The sequence below is a fragment of the Oricola thermophila genome (assembly GCF_013358405.1).
GTDB classification, from domain to species: domain Bacteria; phylum Pseudomonadota; class Alphaproteobacteria; order Rhizobiales; family Rhizobiaceae; genus Oricola; species Oricola thermophila.
The window spans coordinates 2,621,153-2,639,254 of sequence record NZ_CP054836.1; the positions used below are offsets into that span (position 1 = coordinate 2,621,153).

The following is an 18,102-nucleotide window of genomic DNA, read 5'->3' on the forward strand; positions in this document are numbered from 1 at the left end:
ACGAACATTTCCTTCCCGTTCATCAAACCATGTTTTCCGGGCGCACGATGCGGTCGAACTCCTCCGCCGTGACATGGCCGCTGCGGATGGCCTCCTCGCGGAGCGTCGTGCCGTTCTTGTGCGCCGCCTTGGCGATGGCCGCCGCATTGTCGTAGCCGATCGACGGCGCCAGCGCCGTGACCAGCATCAGCGACCGGCTGACGAGATCGCCGATGCGCTCGCGGTTCGCCTCGATACCGGCGAGGCAGCGGTCGGTGAAGGAGACCATCGCGTCGGAGAGCAGGCGCACCGATTGCAGCACCGCGTCGGCAACGACCGGCTTGAACACGTTCAGCTCGAAATGGCCCTGGCTGGCAGCCATGTTCACCACGGTCTGGTTGCCGATGACGCGGGTGGCGACCATGGTCAGCGCCTCCGCCTGGGTCGGGTTGACCTTGCCTGGCATGATCGACGAACCCGGCTCGTTCTCCGGCAGGATCAGCTCGCCGAGGCCGGAGCGCGGACCGGAACCGAGGAAGCGGATGTCGTTGGCGATCTTGAACAGGTCGCCTGCCAGCGCCGCCAGCGCGCCGTGGAAAGCGGCAAGCGCGCCATGGCTCGCCAGCGCCTCGAACTTGTTCTCCGCGGTGCGGAACGGCAGGCCGGTGATGCGGGCGACATTGTCGGCGAAGAGTTCGGCGAAGCCCTCCGGCGCGTTGAGGCCGGTGCCGACGGCGGTGCCACCCTGGGCGAGCGCATGAACGTCGCCCAGCGCGCCCTCGATGCGGGCCAGCCCCAGCTCGAGCGCAGCACGGTACCCGGAAAACTCCTGGCCCAGCGTCAGCGGCGTGGCGTCCTGCGTGTGGGTGCGGCCGATCTTCACGATATCGGCAAATTCCTTCTCCTTGGCCTCCGCCGCCGCCATCATGTGGTTGAGCGCCGGGATCAGCCGCTCCGCCGTCTCCACTGCAACCGCGATGTGCATGGCTGTCGGGAAGGTGTCGTTGGAGGACTGGCTGGCATTGACGTGGTCGTTCGGGTGGACCGGGTCCTTCGACCCGATCGTGCCGCCGAGCAACTCGATGGCCCGGTTGGCGATCACCTCGTTGGCGTTCATGTTGCTCTGCGTACCCGAACCGGTCTGCCAGACCGAAAGCGGGAAGTGATCGTCCAGCCTGCCCTCGATCACCTCGGTCGCCGCCTCGACAATTGCCGCCGCGCGCCGCGCGTCAAGCTTGCCGAGATCGCGGTTGGCGAGCGCGGCAGCCTTCTTGACGATGCCGAGCGCGCGGATCAGCGGCAGCGGCATCGTCTCCGTGCCGATCGGAAAGTTCATCAGCGAGCGCCCGGTCTGCGCGCCCCAGTAACGGTCGGCCGGAACCTCGACCTCGCCCATCGTGTCGGTTTCGATACGCATGTTCTCGCTCATGTCGGTCTCCTTTGCCCGTTATGGCATGCACCGCTTCGGTTCATCGCCGCAAGGGACAGGCCGCCACGGCTTGCATGACGCGCCGCCGTCGCTAGATAGATGGCGGGCCGGGCACCGCACCGGCCTTCCCACCGCGACCAATCCCGAAGGACATTCCATGCCCGGCAAGACCCTCGCCGATTTCCCGATCACGAAACGCTGGCCTGCGCGCAATCCCGAAAACATCCAGCTCTACTCCTTTCCCACGCCGAACGGCGTCAAGGCGTCGATCATGCTGGAGGAGACCGGCCTGCCCTACGACGCCCACACGGTGAAGCTGTCGGAAACGACGACGCCCGAGTTCCTGTCGCTCAATCCGAACAACAAAATCCCCGCGATCATCGATCCCGACGGCCCCGGAGGCGAGCCCTTCCCGCTGTGGGAGTCGGGCGCCATCCTGATCTATCTGGCCGAGAAGACCGGCAGGTTCCTTCCGAAGGATCCGGCACGCCGCCACGAGACCATCCAGTGGCTGATGTTCCAGATGGGCGGTGTCGGCCCGATGTTCGGCCAGTACGGCTTCTTCGGCGTGTTCGGCGGCAAGGAGATCGAGGATCCCCGCCCGCGCGAACGCTACAGAAAGGAGGCCGTCCGCCTTCTCAACGTGCTGGAGGGACGGTTGAAGGACCGCGCATTCATCATGGGCGACGAGTACACCGTCGCCGACATCGCAACCGCCCCCTGGATCCGGGCGGCGCGCGAGGTCTACGGCGCCCATGACGCCTTCGAGATGGACAAGGTGCCGAATGTCATGGCCTGGCTCGAGCGCTTCCTCGAAAGGCCGGCCGTGCAACGCGGTCTTGTCCAGCCGCCGCGCGAATAGGCCGCTACTTCACCGTCAGCACGGCGCAGGGCGCGAGCTGCGAAACCTTCGTCGTCGTGGAGCCGACCAGCAGCCCGGACAGCGATCCCAGGCCGCGGCGTCCCATGACGATCAGGTCGGCCTTGCGGGCCTTGGCCTCCTCGACGATGGCATGGGCCGGATCGCCGGAAACCAGCTCGCTGGTGAAGTCGGAAAGGCCGGCCTCGCGCAGGAAGGCTTCGGCCGCGCCGATAACCTCGCGGCCCGCCTTCTCCATCTCCTCCTTGGTCGGCGGCACCGGCACGGCCGTGTAGCCGACGATCAGGGTGTCGCCGACTGCCTGCGGCGTGTGCACGATGTGCAGACTGGAATCGTACTTGCCCGCGAGGTCGCAAGCGACCCTGAGCGCCTCGTTGGCATGGTCCGAGCCATCAGTGGCCACTACGATCTTCTCGAACATGGGATCCTCCGGTTGGTTTCCGTCGAATCTCGCATGGGGCGCCCGCCGGCACATTGATCTCTGTCATGCCGGCAGGCGGACGCGCGAAGCGTCAGCAATAGCGTTCGGGACCGATGGTCTGCGTATCGGAATAGCGGTCGCCATAGGCGAAGCCGACCGGCAGCAGCCTGTCGATCTCGGCAAGCTGCGCCTCGGTCAGCACGATGTCGGCGGCCTTCGCGTTCTCGGCGAGGTGTTCCGGCGAACGCGTCCCGGGAATGGCGATGACATGCTCGCCCTTCTGCAGCACCCAGGCATTGGCCATGGTGGCCGGCGACATGCCCTGGCTGTTGGCGTATTCGTTGAACCTGGAGACGATCGCCTTGTTCAGCGAATAGTTCGGCTCCATGAAGCGCGGGTTGTTGCGCCGGAAGTCGTTCTCCGGAAGCTCCTCGATCACCGGCATCCGATTCGAGAAGATGCCGCGCCCGACCGAGGAAAATGCCACGAAGGCGGTGCCCAGCTCGGCGCAGGCCTGGAGCAGGCCGAGCTCCGGCAGGCGCGTCCACAGCGAGTACTCGTTCTGCACCGCCATGACCGGGTGGACCTTCGCCGCGCGGCGCAGCGTGTAGGGCGCGATTTCGGACAGGCCGATGCCGCCGATCTTTCCCTCCTCCTTGAACTTCACCATCGTCGCCATGACGTCCTCGATCGGAATGTCCTGCTGGCGGCGGTGGATGTAGAAGAGATCGACATGGTCGACGCCGAGCCGTTTCAGCGAGCCTTCCAGCGACTCGCGCAGATAGGCTTCCGTATTGTCGAACCGCCGTTCCGGCTTGGTGACGATGCCCGCCTTGGTGGCGATGGTGAAGCGGTTCGGGTGATCCTTGATGAAGGAACCGATATAGCTCTCGGACACGCCCCCGCCATAGATCAGCGCCGTGTCCAGATGGGTGACGCCGAGGTCGAGCGCGGCGGCGAGAACCCTGTGCGCCTCCGCCTCCGAGATCTTGCCGTATGCGCCGGCAAAGCTCATGCAACCGAGCCCGATTGCACCGACTTCAGGTCCGTCTTTTCCCAGTTTGCGCTGCTGCATCCATTCTGCTCCGGTCTGTTCTGGTGAATGTCGCCAACCATCTAGACGATCGCCGGATCGATGGCGAGGGCGTAAAGCCGGTGAAAAACCGCGTGAACGGCACTATATGGGAGACGTCACGGAGCTGGTGAAATGAGACTGTTCTGGCTTGCGATCGGGTTCCTCGCCGTTGCCGCGGCGGCGGCGGGTGTCGTGCTGCCGCTGTTGCCGACGACACCCTTCCTGCTGGTCGCCGCCTTCGCCTTCGCGCGCAGCTCGCCGCGCCTGGAGGCATGGCTTCTGCAACATCCCCGCTTCGGCCCGCTCATCGTGGACTGGCGCACGGAAGGGGCGATCGGTCGCCGGACGAAGGCGATCGCGCTGGCGACCATGGCCGCCACGCCCGGCGTCACCTGGGCGCTTGGCGGGAGCGGCACCATTCTCGCCATTCAGGTCGCGGTGCTTTCCGTCTGTGCGCTGTTCATCGCCAGCCGCCCGGCGCCGACGCGGCGCTAGGCCGGGATTGCCGCCTGTCCGGCCGCCAGCAGCGCTTCGAGCCGCGACGGCCTGGCGTCGGGCACGCCGTCCGGTTTCGGTCCGCCGAAGGCCCAGTCGAGCAGTTCGACCGTGTGCAGGATCGGGATGCCGGTCCCCGACGCGATCTGGGTGATGCAGCCGATATTGCCGGTGGCGATGACATCCGGCTTCGTCGCCTCGATGTTCCTGACCTTGCGCTCCTTCAGCTTCGCGGAGATTTCCGGCTGCATGATGTTGTAGGTGCCGGCAGAGCCGCAGCACAGGTGCCCCTCCGCCGGGTCCTTGACCGAGAACCCCGCCGCCTTCAGCAGGTTTTTCGGCGCGGCGGTGATCTTCTGCCCGTGCTGCATGGAACAGGCGGAATGATAGGCGACGGCGAGGTTCGGCTTCACGACCGGTTCCGGAAGCTCGATGGAGGCGAGATACTCGGTGATGTCCTTGGCCAGCTCGGAAACGCGCTCCGCCTTCCCGGCATAGGCCGGATCCTCGCGCAGCATCCAGCCGTAATCCTTGATGGTCGTGCCGCAGCCCGAGGCGGTGACGATGATGGCGTCGAGGCCGCCGTGCTCGATCTGGCGCGTCCAGGCGTCGACATTGCGCCTCGCATCGGCGAGCGCCTGTTCCTCGCGGCCCATGTGATGCACCAGCGCGCCGCAACACCCCTCGCCCTCGGGCACCACCACCTCGATGCCGAGCCTCGTCAGGAGACGGATCGTCGCCTCGTTGATTCCCGGCTTCAGCACCGGCTGGGCACAGCCGGTCAGGATCGCCACCCGGCCGCGCCTTTCCGTTGCCGGCCGGTGCGTCCCCGGTTCGGAGACCGGAGACGGCTTCCCGATCGTCTTCGGCGCAAGTTCCAGCATGGCGCCGAACGCCTTCAGCGGCGGGATCGCCTTCAGCAGTCCGGCGAAGGGCCGTCCCAGCTTCGCGGCATGGAGCGAGGCCCGGAACCGCCCCGGATAGGGCAGCACCATCGCCAGCACGGCGCGCGTCAGCCGGTCGAAGAAAGGGCGACGGTAGGTCTTCTCGATATGGGCCCGGGCATGGTCGACAAGGTGCATGTAGTGAACGCCCGACGGGCATGTCGTCATGCAGGAGAGGCAGGACAGGCAACGGTCGATATGGGTGACCACCTTCTCGTCGGCCGGGCGGCCGTTTTCCAGCATGTCCTTGATCAGGTAGATGCGCCCGCGCGGACTGTCGAGCTCGTTGCCGAGCGTCACATAGGTCGGACAGGTCGCCGTGCAGAAACCGCAATGCACGCAGGAGCGCAGGATCTTCTCCGACGCGGCGACGCCGGGGTCCTCGAGCTGCTCTGGCGTGAAACTGGTCTGCATGGCGACATTTCTCCCGAAAGGTTCAGATCCACCACGTGGCCGGATCGGGCATGGGCTCGTTCCGGTTCAGCGCCATCAGGCCCTTGACGAGGCGGATGACTGCCCAAACCGCGACCGCGAACAGAAGAAGAAAGCCGATGCCGATGAAGAACAGGACAATCGAAATCGCGGCATAGGCGAGGGATATCCAGAAGGTACGGATCAGCCAGGTGTAATGCGTCTCGACGAAACCGCCGGCCTTGTTGCGATTCAGATAGGCCATCACGATGCCGACAATGGTCGGAAATCCACCGAACACGAAACCGGCAAGGTAGAGAATGTAGATGAGGAGCGCGTTCTGCGGGCCGGGTTCGAGCCACTTGTCGGTCTGGCGCGGCATGGGCGGCGTGGTGTTCTGCGGATCGGTCATGAATTCCCCTTCGAATGGTTCAGGCGGCCTTGCGGCCGCCATTCCACACCATTCTGCCCGGATTGAAAATGCCGGCGGGATCGAGCGCCGCGCGCACCCGCTCCGAGAGCGCGGCAACGGGCACCGGCTGCGGCTGGAACACGGGCACCGACGCGCGGACCGCTTCCGGGGCCCGCACCAGGGTCGCGTGACCGCCGCCGCATTTCGCCACCGCCTCGCGCACGATTGCCGGCGCGGCATCGTTCCCGTCATCGAGCTGCAGCCAGACCAGCCCGCCCTGCCAGTCGAAAAAGGCCTCGCCCTGGACCTCCCGCAGGACCATCGCCGCCACGTCGTGGCCGGCCATCGGCGCGACCGATACCTTCCACAGGGGACGCCCGGTTCCGGCGAACGGCTCGACATCGCGCACCCGCTTCCAGGCTGACCGGGACCGCGCCTCGTCCAGCACGCTCGTCCCCGGCGCGCCGGGAAGCGCCGCGCGCAGCCTGTCCAGCCGCACCGCGATCGATTCGGCGAACCCCTCCAGCCGCAGCAGCGTGGCGGCGCCGCCATCGAGGCCGACCCGTTTCGCCACGCCCTCCGGCAGGTGCGCCGCACCCGATACCTCCGTGCTGGTGCCAAGCGCCGCGGCCATCAGGTTGGCGGCCTCGCCGTCGGTCGCACCGTGGATCACCAGCGTCTCCTCGGTCCCGGTACGCGGCAGCACCTTGAAGGAAACCTCGGTCAGGAAGCCGAGCGTGCCCCAGCTTCCCGCCATCAGCTTGACGAGGTCGAGACCGGTGACGTTCTTCATCACCTTGCCGCCGTTCTTCACGATCTCGCCGCGCCCGTTGACGAAGCGCACGCCAAGCAAGGCGTCGCGCGCGGCGCCGGCCGAAATTCGCCGTGGGCCGGAAATGTTGGCGGCGGCCAGCGCGCCGACGGTCGGCGTTCCGTCCATGCCGGTCAGGCCGCGCCAGTCGCCCGGCTCGAAGGCCAGCATCTGGCCGTTCTCCCCGAGAGCCGCCTCGATCTCGGCGACCGGCGTTCCCGCCCTCGCGGTCAGCACCAGCTCCGCCGGGTTGTACTCGGTGATGCCGGAAAGCGCGGCCGATGACAGCGTCCGGTCCGCCTCGAAAGGCTGGCCGATGCCGCGCTTGGTGCCGCCGCCGGCGATCTCCAGCGTCGTGCCGGAGGCGGCGGCCTCGCGAATGATGTCTGCGGCCTCGGCTTCCGAGGCCGGTGCGATGATTTCCCGATCCGCCATTCTCACCCCGCCTTGCGCATGTCGAGATCGAGCGGGAAGACCTTGGACGGGTTGAGCAGCCAGCCCGGGTCGAAGGCCGCGCGAACGGCCATCTGCTGGTTGAGGTCGGTCTCGGTGAACTGGTGCAGCATCAGGTCCCGCTTCTCGATTCCGACGCCGTGCTCGCCGGTCAGGCAGCCGCCCGCATCGACACACAGCTTCAATATCTCGGCGCCCGCGGCCTCGGCCTTCTCCGCCTCCTCGGGATCGTTGACGTTGTAGAGGATCAGCGGGTGCATGTTCCCGTCGCCGGCATGGAACACGTTGGCGACGCGCAGCCCGTACTTCTCCACGATGTTCGCGGTCTCGCGCAGGACGTGGGAGAGCTGGCCGAGCGGCACCGTGCCGTCCATGCAGATGTAATCGGCAACGCGACCGGTCGCGCCGAAGGCCGACTTGCGGCCCTTCCATATCTGCGCCGCCTCGATGGCCGACTGGCTTTCCCGGACACGCTTGACGTTGTGCTTCCTGGCAATGGCGATGATCCTGGAAAGCATCGCGTCCATCTCGTCTTCGGAGCCCTCGACCTCGACGATCAGCAGCGCCTCCACGTCCATCGGATAGCCGGCATGGGCGAAGGCCTCGCATATGTCGATGGCCGGCTTGTCCATGAACTCGATGGCGACAGGAATGATGCCCGCGCCGATGATGTCGGCAACGCAGGCGCCGGCAACTTCCGAGGAATCGAAACCGAACAGCACGGGCCGCGCACCTTCCGGCTTCGCGATCAGCCGCACGGTCGCCTCCGTCACGATGCCGAGCTGGCCCTCGGAACCGCAGACGAGCCCGAGCAGGTCATAACCCTCCGCATCCAGCGCCTTGCCGCCCAGCTCGATCACCGTGCCGTCCTGCAGAACCATGGTCACGCCGAGCAGGTTGTTGGTCGTCACGCCGTATTTCAGGCAATGGGCGCCGCCGGAATTCATGCCGATATTGCCGCCGATCGTGCAGGCAAGCTGCGAGGACGGGTCCGGCGCGTAGAAGAAGCCGTCGGCCGACACCTCGTCGGAGATGCGCAGATTGGTGACGCCGGCCTGCACCCTGGCGGTGCGGTTCTCGTAATCGACTTCCAGGATGCACGACATCCGCGAGACGCCGATCACCACCGCGTCCTCCTGCGGGATCGCTCCGCCGGCAAGCGATGTTCCGGCACCGCGCGGCACCACCGGCACGCCGTTGTCGGTACAGTACTTCATTACCGCTGCGACCTGCTCCGTGGTTTCCGGCAGCACGACGGCAAGCGGCACACGACGATACGCGGTGAAGGCATCCGTCTCGAAGGGCACCAGCTCCCGCTCGTCGGTCACGAGGCAATCGGCCGGCACGACATTCGCCAGCCCGGTCCGTATTTCTTCGCGCCGGGCGACGATGTCGGCACGCGGCTCGAGAAAGCGTATCTTGTCCATGCAACCTCCCGCGCGGCACGCGGCCGCAAGTGGTAAAGATACTTTACCAATTTGCAAAATCCGGCGCAACCGTTCCCGCCGCGCGGAATGTCCGCACGGCGCTGTCGCTACCGGTCGATCGGAGCCGTCAGTCCAGCAGGGTTCTCGGCAGCCACAATGCCAGTTCGGGGAACAGGATGACCAGCGCCACCGCGACAAGCTGGATCAGCACGAAGGGTATGATGCCGCGATATATCTGCTGGATCTTGATCTCCGGCGGCGCGACAGCCTTCATGTAGAATAGGGCGAAACCGAATGGCGGCGTCAGGAACGATGTCTGCAGGTTGACCGCCAGCAGGATCGCGAACCAGTAGGTGACCTCCGTTCGCGCGACATGGTCCCCGAAATCCAGCCCGGCAATCACCGGCGCGAAAACCGGCAGCACGATCAGCGTGATCTCGATCCAGTCGAGAAAGAAACCGAGCACGAAGACGATGAGCATCAGCATGAACAGCAGCCCCCAGGCCCCGAGTCCCAGGTGCTCGATGAAATTGTCCACCTGCGCCTCGCCGCCCAGCGCGCGGAACATGTAGGAGAACAACGTCGCGCCGACGAAAATGCCGAACAACATGGCGTTGGTCAGGCCGGTGCGCAGCACCACGTCCTTCACCACGCCCCAGAAATGGACCAAGTCGGCGCCAAGTCCCCTGCCCGTCGCGTGGTCGTCGAGCGCGGCATTCGCCTCGCCCTCGAAATGGAATTCCGGAACCTTGAGCGCGGGCAGCACGACAAGATTGACGAGCGCGAGGATGACCGAACCGGCGGCGCCCACCCCGGCCGCTTCCGTCGGCGTGGCAAAGCCGCCAAGGATGGAGCCCAGGACGCAGACGATCAGGAACACGGGCGGCAGGAAGGAACGCGCCAGCATCAGCACATAGGCGCCCGCCGACTGCGGCCCGAGTTCCGCCGGCAGCTTGGGCGCCAGTTGCGGTTTCAGCATCGTCACGATCACGATGTAGATCACGTACATGCCCGAAAGCATGAAGCCGGGAATGACGGCGGCGACGAACAGGTTGCCGACCGAGCGCGACAGCAGGTCGGCCATGATGACCAGCATGATCGATGGCGGGATCAGGATGCCCAGCGTGCCCGAGGCCGCGATGGTGCCGCTTGCAAGCGACGGCGCATAGCCGCGCTGGATCATCACCGGCAGCGCCAGCAGGCTCATCATGACGACCGACGCGCCGATGATGCCGGTGGTCGCAGCGAGGATCGTGCCCATGAGCGTCACCGCCAGCGCCAACCCGCCGGGCACGCGGCGCAGCAGCACCTGCAGGCAGTTGAGCAGGTCGCGCGCCACGCCGGACCGTTCCAGCATGGTGCCCATGAAAATGAACATGGGAATGGCGGTGAGGATCAGGTTTTCCGCGATGGCACCGAAAATGCGCGACGGCAGCGCGCCGAACTGGGCGAGATCGAACAGCCAGGGATCGACCCAGTAGGCGATGAAGCCGAAACCGAGACCGATGCCGCCGAGAACGAAAGCGACCGGAAACCCGGAAAAGAGAAATACGGCCAGCGCGACGAACATCAGCGAAGGCAGGTAGGGACCGAGCCACTCCATCAGCCTTCACTCCCCAGCGTTTCGGCGACCATGCCCTCGGGCAGGACGCCCCGATAGCCGGCGAGCGCCTTGATGAATTGCGATATGGCGGCGATCCCCATCAGGACGAACATGGCGACCAGCGCCGACTTGACGATCCAGATATCGGACAGGCCGATCGTCGATTTCGACATCTCCTGCTCGATGAAGGAGGAACGCGCGTACTTGAAGGTGTACCAGGCCCCAAGCAGCGAATAGGTGAACAGGAAGATGGCGATACCCACCATCTCCACGAGATATTTCACCCGGGTCGGGAAATTGTCGCGCAGCAGGTCGATGCGGACATGGGCCTGGTGCCTGTAGGCATAGCCGATCATCAGCGCGAACAGGAAGGTATGCAGCCAGTATTCCGATTCCTGCAACTGGGTCGAATTCCAGCCGAACGGTTTGGGCACGCCGAAATAGCGCGTCACCACGTCGACGCAGACGGCAATGATCAGCAGGAAGCCGGCCCAGGCGCCGATCTTGCCGAAAACGGCAAGGATCCGGTCCAGGGCCGCACTCAGGCCAAGCAGCGATTGCATGTATTTTCTCCTCCCCCGAGCCGCGATCCGGCAGAACCCCGCTGTTCCGCCCCCTCCGATCGCGGAAAGACGCACCGGCGATGCGATGCGGGAGCCGGCACCCCGACGGCGCCGACTCCCGGTTTCATGCGAAACGGATCACTTCAGGTATCCCAGTTCCGCCCAGACCCTGTACTCCTCGCGGAACGCCTGCAGCGACTCCCAGGTTTCCGCGAAGGTCGCGTCGGCAGCGGCCTGTTCGGCGGCGACCTCGTTCCAGGTCTCCTGCAGCTTGTCGAGGATCTCCTGCGGCCAGCGATGGATCTCCACACCATTGGCCTTCAGCTCGGTGAGCGCCTTGCCCTGGATGGCCTCGCCCTCGGCAAAGCCGAGCGCGATATTGGCGCGGCACGCCATGGTGATCAGCTTGCGCTGGGAATCGCTCATGGCGTCCCACTTCTCCTTGTTGATCATCAGCTCGAACATGGTCGACTGCTGGTGCCAGCCCGGGAAGTAGTAGTGCTTGGCGACCTGGTAGAAGCCGAGATTGAGATCGATGGCCGGCATGGAAAACTCGGTCGCATCGATTGTGCCGCGCTCCAGAGCCGGATAGATATCCGCACCGGCGAGAAGCTGCGTGTCGACGCCCAGCTTCTGCATGACCTTCGCCCCGAGGCCGAAGAAGCGCATCTTCTTGCCCTGCAACTGGTCGAGCGATGTGATTTCCTCGCGGAACCAGCCGGAAGCTTCCGGCGCGATAACCGCGCAGATGATCGAGTGAATGTTATGCTTGGCGTAGATCTCCTGCATCCTGGCCTCGCCGCCGCCGTTCAGCAGCCATGCGAGAAACTCGCCGGCCGAGGGACCGAAGGGAACAGCCGCGAACAGCGCCAGCGCCGGTTCCTTGCCCTGCCAGTAGCCCGGCGTCGACCACGCGGCGTCGACCGAACCGTTCTTGACCGCGTCGAACACCTCGAGTGCGGGAACCAGCGCCCCCGGCTCGAAGAACTTGAGCTGGATGTCCCCGCCGGACGCCTCGGTTATGTTCTCCTCCAGAAGCTTGCCGAGCGTGCCGAGCTGCGTCAGGCTCGACGGATAGGTCGAGGCCATCTTCAACCGCACGGGCTCGGCGACGGACACCCCTGCGGCAAGAGCGCAGGCGACGCCCGCGAGCAGAATTTTCTTGATCATGTATTTTCCTCCCTGTGGCGGGTCCGGAAACCCGTTGACGGGCACAGGCTATAGGTTGGAGAGGATAAATCAACATGAACTGCCGCAGGGTAAGCAATGAGCCCAACCGGCCCCTCTCCGGAGACGTGCCGGTTGCCCGCAGGCGCGCGGAGCGACGCCGGCACCATTCGGCCGGCGGCGGCAAACGGTATCCGCTACTAATTCACAATAGGGAATTAGAAGCGGTTGTTTTATTTCCATCAGACATTACGTAACGTAATACAATATCCTCAGAAACGGTCGGGACCCCGGAAGAACATGAGCAATTTTGGCGACCTCGAAATCTTTGCCCGCGTCGTGGCGGCGGGCAGCATGTCGGCCGCCGGCCGCGAGCTCGGTCTTTCCCCGGCCGTCGTTTCGAAACGCCTGCGCAGGCTGGAGGACCGGCTCGGCTCGCGCCTGCTGCAGCGGACCACGCGCCAGATCGCCCTCACGGAAGCCGGACAGGGCTTCTACGAACGCGTTGTGGCGATCCTGGCGGGCGTCGAGGAGGCGGAAGCCTTCGTGTCGCGGCGCTCGGCCATGGCGCGCGGCACGCTGAAGGTCACCGCCCCCACCTCCTTCGGCCGCCTGCATGTCGCGCCGCATCTCGGAACCTTCATGGAGGCCAATCCCGATCTCGCGATCAACCTCGTCCTGACCGACGATTTCGTGGATATCGTCGGCGAGGGATACGACGTGGCCATCCGCATCGCCGAACTGGCCGATTCCAGCCTCGTGGCGCGCAAGATCGCGCCCGTCCGGCGCATCCTGTGCGCCGCGCCATCCTACCTGAAGCGCCACGGCACGCCGCAAAGCCTCGAGGCGCTGTCCGGGCACAACTGCCTGACGCATGTCTCCGGCGAGGCATGGCGGCTCGAGGGCCCGAACGGCCCCGTCTCTGTCCGCCCCAACGGCACGCTGATGACGAACTCGTCCGAAGTGGTGCGCGAGGCCGTGCTGGCCGGCATCGGCATCGGGCTGCGCTCGACCTGGGACATCGGCCCGGAACTCGCCTCCGGAGAGCTGGTGCAGATCCTTCCCGAATATGGCGGCTCCCGCAACATAGCGGTGCACGCGATCTACCCGTCGCGCCAATTCCTGCCCGTGAAGGTGCGCCTGTTCATCGACTTCCTGACCGATCTCTACGGGCCGTCTCCCTACTGGGAAAACGGCATCGACGCGGCGCAGGACGCCGGTTCCCGCGCGGAACCGCTCCGGCGTGTCGCCTCGGCGGTCCGCTGAACGACCGAAGACGCTAGCCGTCGCTGTGCGAGCGGCGGATGCGGCGCACCACGGCCCAGATCGCCAGCACGACAACGGGCACGGCCAGCGCCGTGACCGCGGTGTCCGGAACGCCGAAGCGTTTCGGATCGATTCCCTTGACGACATAGGCGATCAGCCCGACCACGTAGTAGGAAACGGCGGCGACAGACAGGCCCTCCACCGTCTGCTGCAGGCGCAGTTGCAGCTTTGCGCGCTTGTTCATGGAATGCAGCAGGTCGCGGTTCTGCTTCTCCACCGCCACGTCCACCTTCGTGCGCAGCAGCGTGGCGGCGCGGGCGAGCTTCTCCGACAGGTTGGCCAGCCGGTCCTCCACCGAGCGGCAGGTACGCATCGCCGGCGCGACGCGGCGCTCCAGGAAGGAGAGCCAGGTGTCGTAGCCGGTCACCGGCTCCTCGCCGAGCGCGGCAAGGCGGTCGTGCACGATCTCGTCATAGGCACGGCTCGCGCCGAAGCGGTAGAGGCTGGAGGCGGCGTCGGCCTCCAGGTCGGCGGCGAGCGCGGTGATCTCGTCGAGCAGCGGCTCGGCATCGCCGGCGTCGATCGACCGCATGCGGTGGGTCAGTTCGGCGAGCTGGTCCTCCGCCTTGCGCAGGCGCGGCGACAGGCGTTGGGCCAGGGGCAGGCCCAGCATGGCCAGCGTGCGGTAGATCTCGATGTCGAACAGCCGCTGCGCCAGCGCGCCGGTGCGCTGCGGCGTCATGCCCTTGTCGAGGACGAGAATCCGGGTCAGCCCGGAGGCATCCTGGCGAAAATCGGTAACCACGACCGCGAGTCCGCCCTCGACCAGCGAGCAGCACAGCGTCGCCGGATCGAAGGAGTCGACCAGCTTCATCGTCGCCGGGCTGTGCTTGCGGATCTCCATGCGCACGCCGGCAATCAGGGTGCCGGGCGGCGGGAACTCCTCGCCGAAGGGATGGCCGGTGGGCAGATCGCCGGGGCGGCGGGACAACGGCCCCTCCCACAGGTAGGTCGAGGCCTCGGTATGGCGCTCCCACCTGAGCGAACCCTTGCCGGTCTGGATCGTGTGGTGACGGGCCTGCCTGTCCGGCGGCGCGGCGCCATGGCGGCGCGAAAGCTCGGCGAGCGCGGCATGGTCGACCGTGGAGCCGGCCTCGGTCATGAAGCACAGCTTGATCAGGGCGCGCGGGGCCGAGATCGATGGTGCGGGCCGGGCATGGATCTCGCCCAGCGCGACGGCGCGGCTGGGATGCAGGGGAAAGCCGAACGCGCCGTGGCGCGCAAGGCCCGGCGCGGCGGGCGTTTCCGGCGTCTGGATTTCTGTCTGCGTTTCGTTCATCGCATCGGTTCCGGCGGACAATTGCCGCCGGACTATAACCTGCGCCCCGGCAAATGACATGCCGCAGGGTCGGGCAAATTGCCTCGCCCGCGGGCGCGCACCATGTAAATTGACCGGGCGGCCCCCGTGCCGCTACTTTCCGCGCTGACAGGAGAACAGGCATGCCGGGAGGATATTTCAAGCGAATCGATCAGTCGCGCACGGCCGACGGGATATGCGCGCAAATCGAGACCCTCGTGCTGGAGGGCGTGCTGCGCGTCGGCGACAAGCTGCCGGGCGAGCGCGAGCTTGCGCGCCGGTTCGACGTGTCGCGGCCCGTGCTGCGCGAGGCGCTGAAGGAGCTGGAAAGCCGGGGCCTGCTGGTGACCCGCCACGGCGGCGGCACCTTCGTCGCGGACGTGATCGGCGACGTGTTCTCGCCCGCGATGCTGGAACTGATCGCCCGCCATCCGAAGGCCACGCAGGACTACCTGGAATATCGACGCGACGTGGAGGGCATCGCCGCCGCCTATGCCGCCGAGCGCGCCACCGATCACGACAAGGCGCTGCTGACCGACATAATGACCCGCATGGAGACGGCACACGCCCAGGAGAATCTCGACGAGGAAGCGGAGTCCGACATCGAGTTCCACAATGCCGTGTGCGAGAGCGCCCACAACATCCTGTTGATGCACGCCCTGCGCTCCTGCTACCGGCTGCTGCAGAACGGTGTCTTCTTCAGCCGGGCGCTGGTCTACGGGCTTCCCGGCGCGCGCGCCGCGCTGCTTTCCCAGCACCGCGCCGTCTACGACGCGATCATGGCCGGTGATGCCGCGGCGGCGAAACGCGCGGCCGAGGCCCACATGGAATACATCCAGACCCACCGCCTCGAGGCGGAACGGATACGGTCATGGGAGGCTGTATCGCAGCTGCGTCACGCGCAAAGAACGGAAAGCGCGGAAGCGCCGCGCGACGAAAGGCGGAAACCGTCGCGCCAGCGCTCGCAGCCCGTGTCCTAGCAGAGCCGGACCGGCGCGCCCGCGACCTAGCCCTTCGCCGGGGCCTTGGCCCTGCGACCGGCGCCGGCCTTCGGCTTGGACCCGGCTGCTGACGTCCGCTTGGCCGCCGAAGCCGCTTTCGCGGCGGTCGTCCGCTTCGCCGCGGCGGACTGGGCCTTCTTCCTTGCCGGCGCCTTCGCCTTCACCGTCTTGCGCACCGTCGCCGGCGGCTCCAGCAGGTTGTGATGGCCGACATTGTTGATGTCGGTCTCGCCGGCCAGCGCCATGGTGAGATCGAGTTCCTTGCGCAGGAGTTCCAGCGCCTTGGTCACGCCGGCCTCGCCGGCGGCGCCGAGGCCGTAGACGAAGGCACGGCCGACATAGGTCGACTTCGCACCGAGCGCGACAGCCTTGAAGATGTCCTGGCCGGAGCGGATGCCGGAATCGAGATGGACCTCGATCTTGTCGCCGACCTTGTCGACCACCGGCGCCAGCATGTCGATGGTGGCCGCCGCGCCGTCGAGCTGGCGTCCGCCGTGGTTCGACACGATGATCGCGTCGGCACCGGTCTTGGCGGCGATCTCGGCATCCTCGACATCGTTGACGCCCTTGAGGATCAGCTTGCCGTCCCAGTGCTTCTTGATCCACTCGACCGACTCCCAGTCGAGCGTGGGATCGAACTGGCTGTTGGTCCAGTCGGAGAGCGAGGACATGTCCTCGACGCCCTTCACGTGCCCGACGATGTTGCCGAAGGAGCGGTTCTGCGTGCCGAGCATGCCGAGGCACCAGGCCGGTTTGGTGGCGAGGTTGAGAAGGTTCGCCAGCGTCGGCTTGGGCGGCGCCGACAACCCGTTCTTGATGTCCTTGTGGCGCTGGGCGAGAATCTGCAGGTCCAGCGTCAGCACCAGCGCCGAGCAGCCGGCCGCCTTGGCGCGGGCGATCAGGTCGGCGGCAAAGCCGCGGTCGCGCATCACGTAGAGCTGGAACCAGAAGGGCTTCGTCGTCGCCTCGGCGACCGCCTCGATGGAGCATATGCTCATGGTCGACAGGGTGAAGGGCACGCCGAACTTCTCGGCCGCGCGGGCGGCATGGATCTCGCCGTCGGGATGCTGCATGCCGGTCATGCCGACCGGCGCCAGCGCGACCGGCATCGACACGTCCTGGCCAACCATGCTTGTCGCGACCGTACGATTGTCGATGTTGCGGGCGACGCGCTGGCGGATCCTGATCTTCCCGAACGCGGACGTGTTCTCGCGATAGGTCGATTCCGACCATGCGCCCGAATCGGCATAGTCGTAGAACATGCGCGGCACGCGGCGGCGCGCGATCCTCTGCAGATCCTGGATGTCGGTAACCTTGTCGAGATTCATGCCTGCCAGTCCCTCCGCAATATTGACCCACAGGTCATAGCGGCAATGGGCGGCAAGGAAAAGACGGCAGGCGCGGCGAAGCGATCAGCCCGCCGCGGCGACCAGCCCGACGGAAATGCCGTAGCCGTCGACCGGCGTCTTCCCGGCCTCGGCCCGCTCGGTATAGACCGCAAGCCCGAGGAAGGAGATGGTCAACAACAATGCTGCCGACAGGAAAGCCGCGCGCGCGTGCATGAATCTTTGCTCCTGAAATCTCTTCGGTTTCGCCGCCATCTCGCCAGATCCGGCGCGAAATCGGTGTGCCGGCCGTCACAGGGGAGTCGGGCACGGCGGGCCGTATAGGGTTTACAAAGGATAAATGCCAGAGCCTTTGAACGGTTGGATCGCCATTTCTTCGAGGGAATTCGACAGTGTTGCAGAATCGCGTCACCCCGTGGGGTGATATCGTCGCCGATCCCGCGCGCGGCATGTTCACCGGCAATCGCGGCATATTGCACGACCCCGCAACGTGCAGGCTGCATCCGCGCCGCCGCTGGACGTCGAAGGCCTGGATCGTCTGCGCCTGCAACTACCGCGGCACAAGGCGCGACGTGATGGGTCACAACGGCAGGGACGGGAAATCCGCCGGCTGGACCGAGCTCTTCTTCCTCGACGAAGCCACGGCGCTGGCCGCCGGCCACCGCCCCTGCTTCCGCTGCCGCCGGGCCGATGCCGAGCGGTTCAGGGCCGCCTGGGCCGCGGGCAACGGCACGGAACCGCCGACGGCCGGCGAAATGGACACGGCGCTGCACCGCGAGCGCCTCGACGGGCGGCGGAAGCGGCTTCACCCGCTGCCCTGCCCGGCCGGGGAACTGCCGGACGGAACCATGGTCACGGATGGCCGCGACGCCATGGTGATTCGCACCGGGCGGGCATGGCGCTGGTCCTTTTCCGGCTATGACGCGCCGCAGCCGCCGCCGGACGGGCTGATGATGCTCACCCCGCCCTCGACGGCCAGGACGCTGCGCGCCGGCTACGTTCCGGCGATTCACTTCACCGCGCTTCACTACCCGCCGGCCGCAGGGAATTGACCTTTTGCGC

Annotated in this window: 17 protein-coding genes and 1 pseudogene; 5 read left to right on the forward strand and 13 right to left on the reverse strand. The window is 66.2% G+C overall.

The window, feature by feature from the left end; translation table 11 throughout:
* Nucleotides 1–22: 22 nt before the first annotated feature.
* Complete coding sequence (fumC, locus tag HTY61_RS12610; protein WP_175277129.1) at nt 23–1,408, reverse strand: class II fumarate hydratase; 1,386 nt, start codon at nt 1,406–1,408, stop codon at nt 23–25.
* A 157-nt stretch (nt 1,409–1,565) separates the two neighbouring features.
* Between fumC and HTY61_RS12615 the strand changes: the two genes are divergently transcribed.
* The gene (locus HTY61_RS12615) at nt 1,566–2,270 is read left to right on the forward strand and encodes a glutathione binding-like protein (RefSeq protein WP_175277130.1); all 705 of its coding nucleotides are present in this window, start codon (nt 1,566–1,568) and stop codon (nt 2,268–2,270) included.
* Nucleotides 2,271–2,274: 4 nt separating this feature from the next.
* Here the strand turns inward: HTY61_RS12615 and HTY61_RS12620 are convergent, their stop codons facing one another.
* Both HTY61_RS12620 and HTY61_RS12625 read right to left on the reverse strand, forming a co-directional pair.
* Nucleotides 2,275–2,709 carry a universal stress protein gene (locus HTY61_RS12620; RefSeq protein ID WP_175277131.1) on the reverse strand — a complete coding sequence of 145 codons (435 nt, stop codon included), beginning with the start codon at nt 2,707–2,709 and terminating at the stop codon, nt 2,275–2,277.
* Between the two features lie 91 nt (nt 2,710–2,800).
* The gene (locus tag HTY61_RS12625) at nt 2,801–3,784 is read right to left on the reverse strand and encodes an aldo/keto reductase (RefSeq protein ID WP_175277132.1); all 984 of its coding nucleotides are present in this window, start codon (nt 3,782–3,784) and stop codon (nt 2,801–2,803) included.
* Nucleotides 3,785–3,916: 132 nt separating this feature from the next.
* On the opposite strand from HTY61_RS12625, the gene HTY61_RS12630 reads away from it, so the two are divergent.
* Complete coding sequence (locus HTY61_RS12630) at nt 3,917–4,279, forward strand: YbaN family protein (RefSeq protein ID WP_175277133.1); 363 nt, start codon at nt 3,917–3,919, stop codon at nt 4,277–4,279.
* On the opposite strand, the gene glcF is transcribed toward HTY61_RS12630, so the two are convergent.
* The 7 genes from glcF to HTY61_RS12665 all read right to left on the reverse strand — a co-directional run bounded on the left by glcF (nt 4,276) and on the right by HTY61_RS12665 (nt 12,073).
* The gene (gene glcF, locus HTY61_RS12635) at nt 4,276–5,637 is read right to left on the reverse strand and encodes a glycolate oxidase subunit GlcF (RefSeq protein ID WP_175277134.1); all 1,362 of its coding nucleotides are present in this window, start codon (nt 5,635–5,637) and stop codon (nt 4,276–4,278) included. The two genes, HTY61_RS12630 and glcF, sit on opposite strands and share 4 nt — an antisense overlap.
* 22 nt (nt 5,638–5,659) lie before the next feature.
* The gene (locus HTY61_RS12640) at nt 5,660–6,046 is read right to left on the reverse strand and encodes a DUF4870 family protein (protein WP_175277135.1); all 387 of its coding nucleotides are present in this window, start codon (nt 6,044–6,046) and stop codon (nt 5,660–5,662) included.
* Nucleotides 6,047–6,065: 19 nt separating this feature from the next.
* Nucleotides 6,066–7,292 (reverse strand): glycolate oxidase subunit GlcE, encoded by a 1,227-nt coding sequence (gene glcE, locus HTY61_RS12645; protein ID WP_175277136.1) that lies wholly within the window; start codon nt 7,290–7,292, stop codon nt 6,066–6,068.
* Between the two features lie 2 nt (nt 7,293–7,294).
* A complete protein-coding gene (locus HTY61_RS12650; protein ID WP_175277137.1) occupies nt 7,295–8,737 on the reverse strand; it encodes an FAD-linked oxidase C-terminal domain-containing protein in 1,443 nt (480 codons plus the stop codon).
* Nucleotides 8,738–8,864: 127 nt separating this feature from the next.
* Nucleotides 8,865–10,340 carry a TRAP transporter large permease gene (locus HTY61_RS12655; RefSeq protein ID WP_175277138.1) on the reverse strand — a complete coding sequence of 492 codons (1,476 nt, stop codon included), beginning with the start codon at nt 10,338–10,340 and terminating at the stop codon, nt 8,865–8,867.
* Nucleotides 10,340–10,903 carry a TRAP transporter small permease subunit gene (locus tag HTY61_RS12660; RefSeq protein WP_175277139.1) on the reverse strand — a complete coding sequence of 188 codons (564 nt, stop codon included), beginning with the start codon at nt 10,901–10,903 and terminating at the stop codon, nt 10,340–10,342. Before HTY61_RS12660 ends, HTY61_RS12655 begins: the two co-directional genes overlap by 1 nt.
* A 138-nt stretch (nt 10,904–11,041) precedes the next feature.
* Complete coding sequence (locus tag HTY61_RS12665) at nt 11,042–12,073, reverse strand: TRAP transporter substrate-binding protein (RefSeq protein ID WP_175277140.1); 1,032 nt, start codon at nt 12,071–12,073, stop codon at nt 11,042–11,044.
* 297 nt (nt 12,074–12,370) lie between these two features.
* Between HTY61_RS12665 and HTY61_RS12670 the strand changes: the two genes are divergently transcribed.
* On the forward strand, nt 12,371–13,336 hold the full coding sequence (locus HTY61_RS12670; protein WP_175277141.1) for a LysR family transcriptional regulator: 966 nt from the start codon (nt 12,371–12,373) through the stop codon (nt 13,334–13,336).
* 13 nt (nt 13,337–13,349) lie between these two features.
* Here HTY61_RS12670 and HTY61_RS12675 read toward each other — a convergent pair whose 3' ends face one another.
* Nucleotides 13,350–14,675, reverse strand: coding sequence for a DUF3422 family protein (locus HTY61_RS12675; protein WP_175277142.1), 1,326 nt, complete (start codon nt 14,673–14,675; stop codon nt 13,350–13,352).
* A 161-nt stretch (nt 14,676–14,836) separates the two neighbouring features.
* Here HTY61_RS12675 and HTY61_RS12680 point away from each other — a divergent pair, with 161 nt between their 5' ends.
* On the forward strand, nt 14,837–15,673 hold the full coding sequence (locus HTY61_RS12680; RefSeq protein WP_175277143.1) for an FCD domain-containing protein: 837 nt from the start codon (nt 14,837–14,839) through the stop codon (nt 15,671–15,673).
* Between the two features lie 230 nt (nt 15,674–15,903).
* Here HTY61_RS12680 and HTY61_RS12685 read toward each other — a convergent pair.
* Both HTY61_RS12685 and HTY61_RS12690 read right to left on the reverse strand, forming a co-directional pair.
* Nucleotides 15,904–17,022 (reverse strand): annotated as a pseudogene (locus tag HTY61_RS12685) (alpha-hydroxy acid oxidase); the annotation flags it as partial.
* Between the two features lie 84 nt (nt 17,023–17,106).
* Nucleotides 17,107–17,256, reverse strand: coding sequence for a hypothetical protein (locus HTY61_RS12690; RefSeq protein ID WP_175277144.1), 150 nt, complete (start codon nt 17,254–17,256; stop codon nt 17,107–17,109).
* A gap of 233 nt (nt 17,257–17,489) precedes the next feature.
* On the opposite strand from HTY61_RS12690, the gene HTY61_RS12695 reads away from it, so the two are divergent.
* A complete protein-coding gene (locus tag HTY61_RS12695; RefSeq protein WP_175278542.1) occupies nt 17,490–18,092 on the forward strand; it encodes a hypothetical protein in 603 nt (200 codons plus the stop codon).
* Nucleotides 18,093–18,102 lie beyond the last annotated feature (10 nt).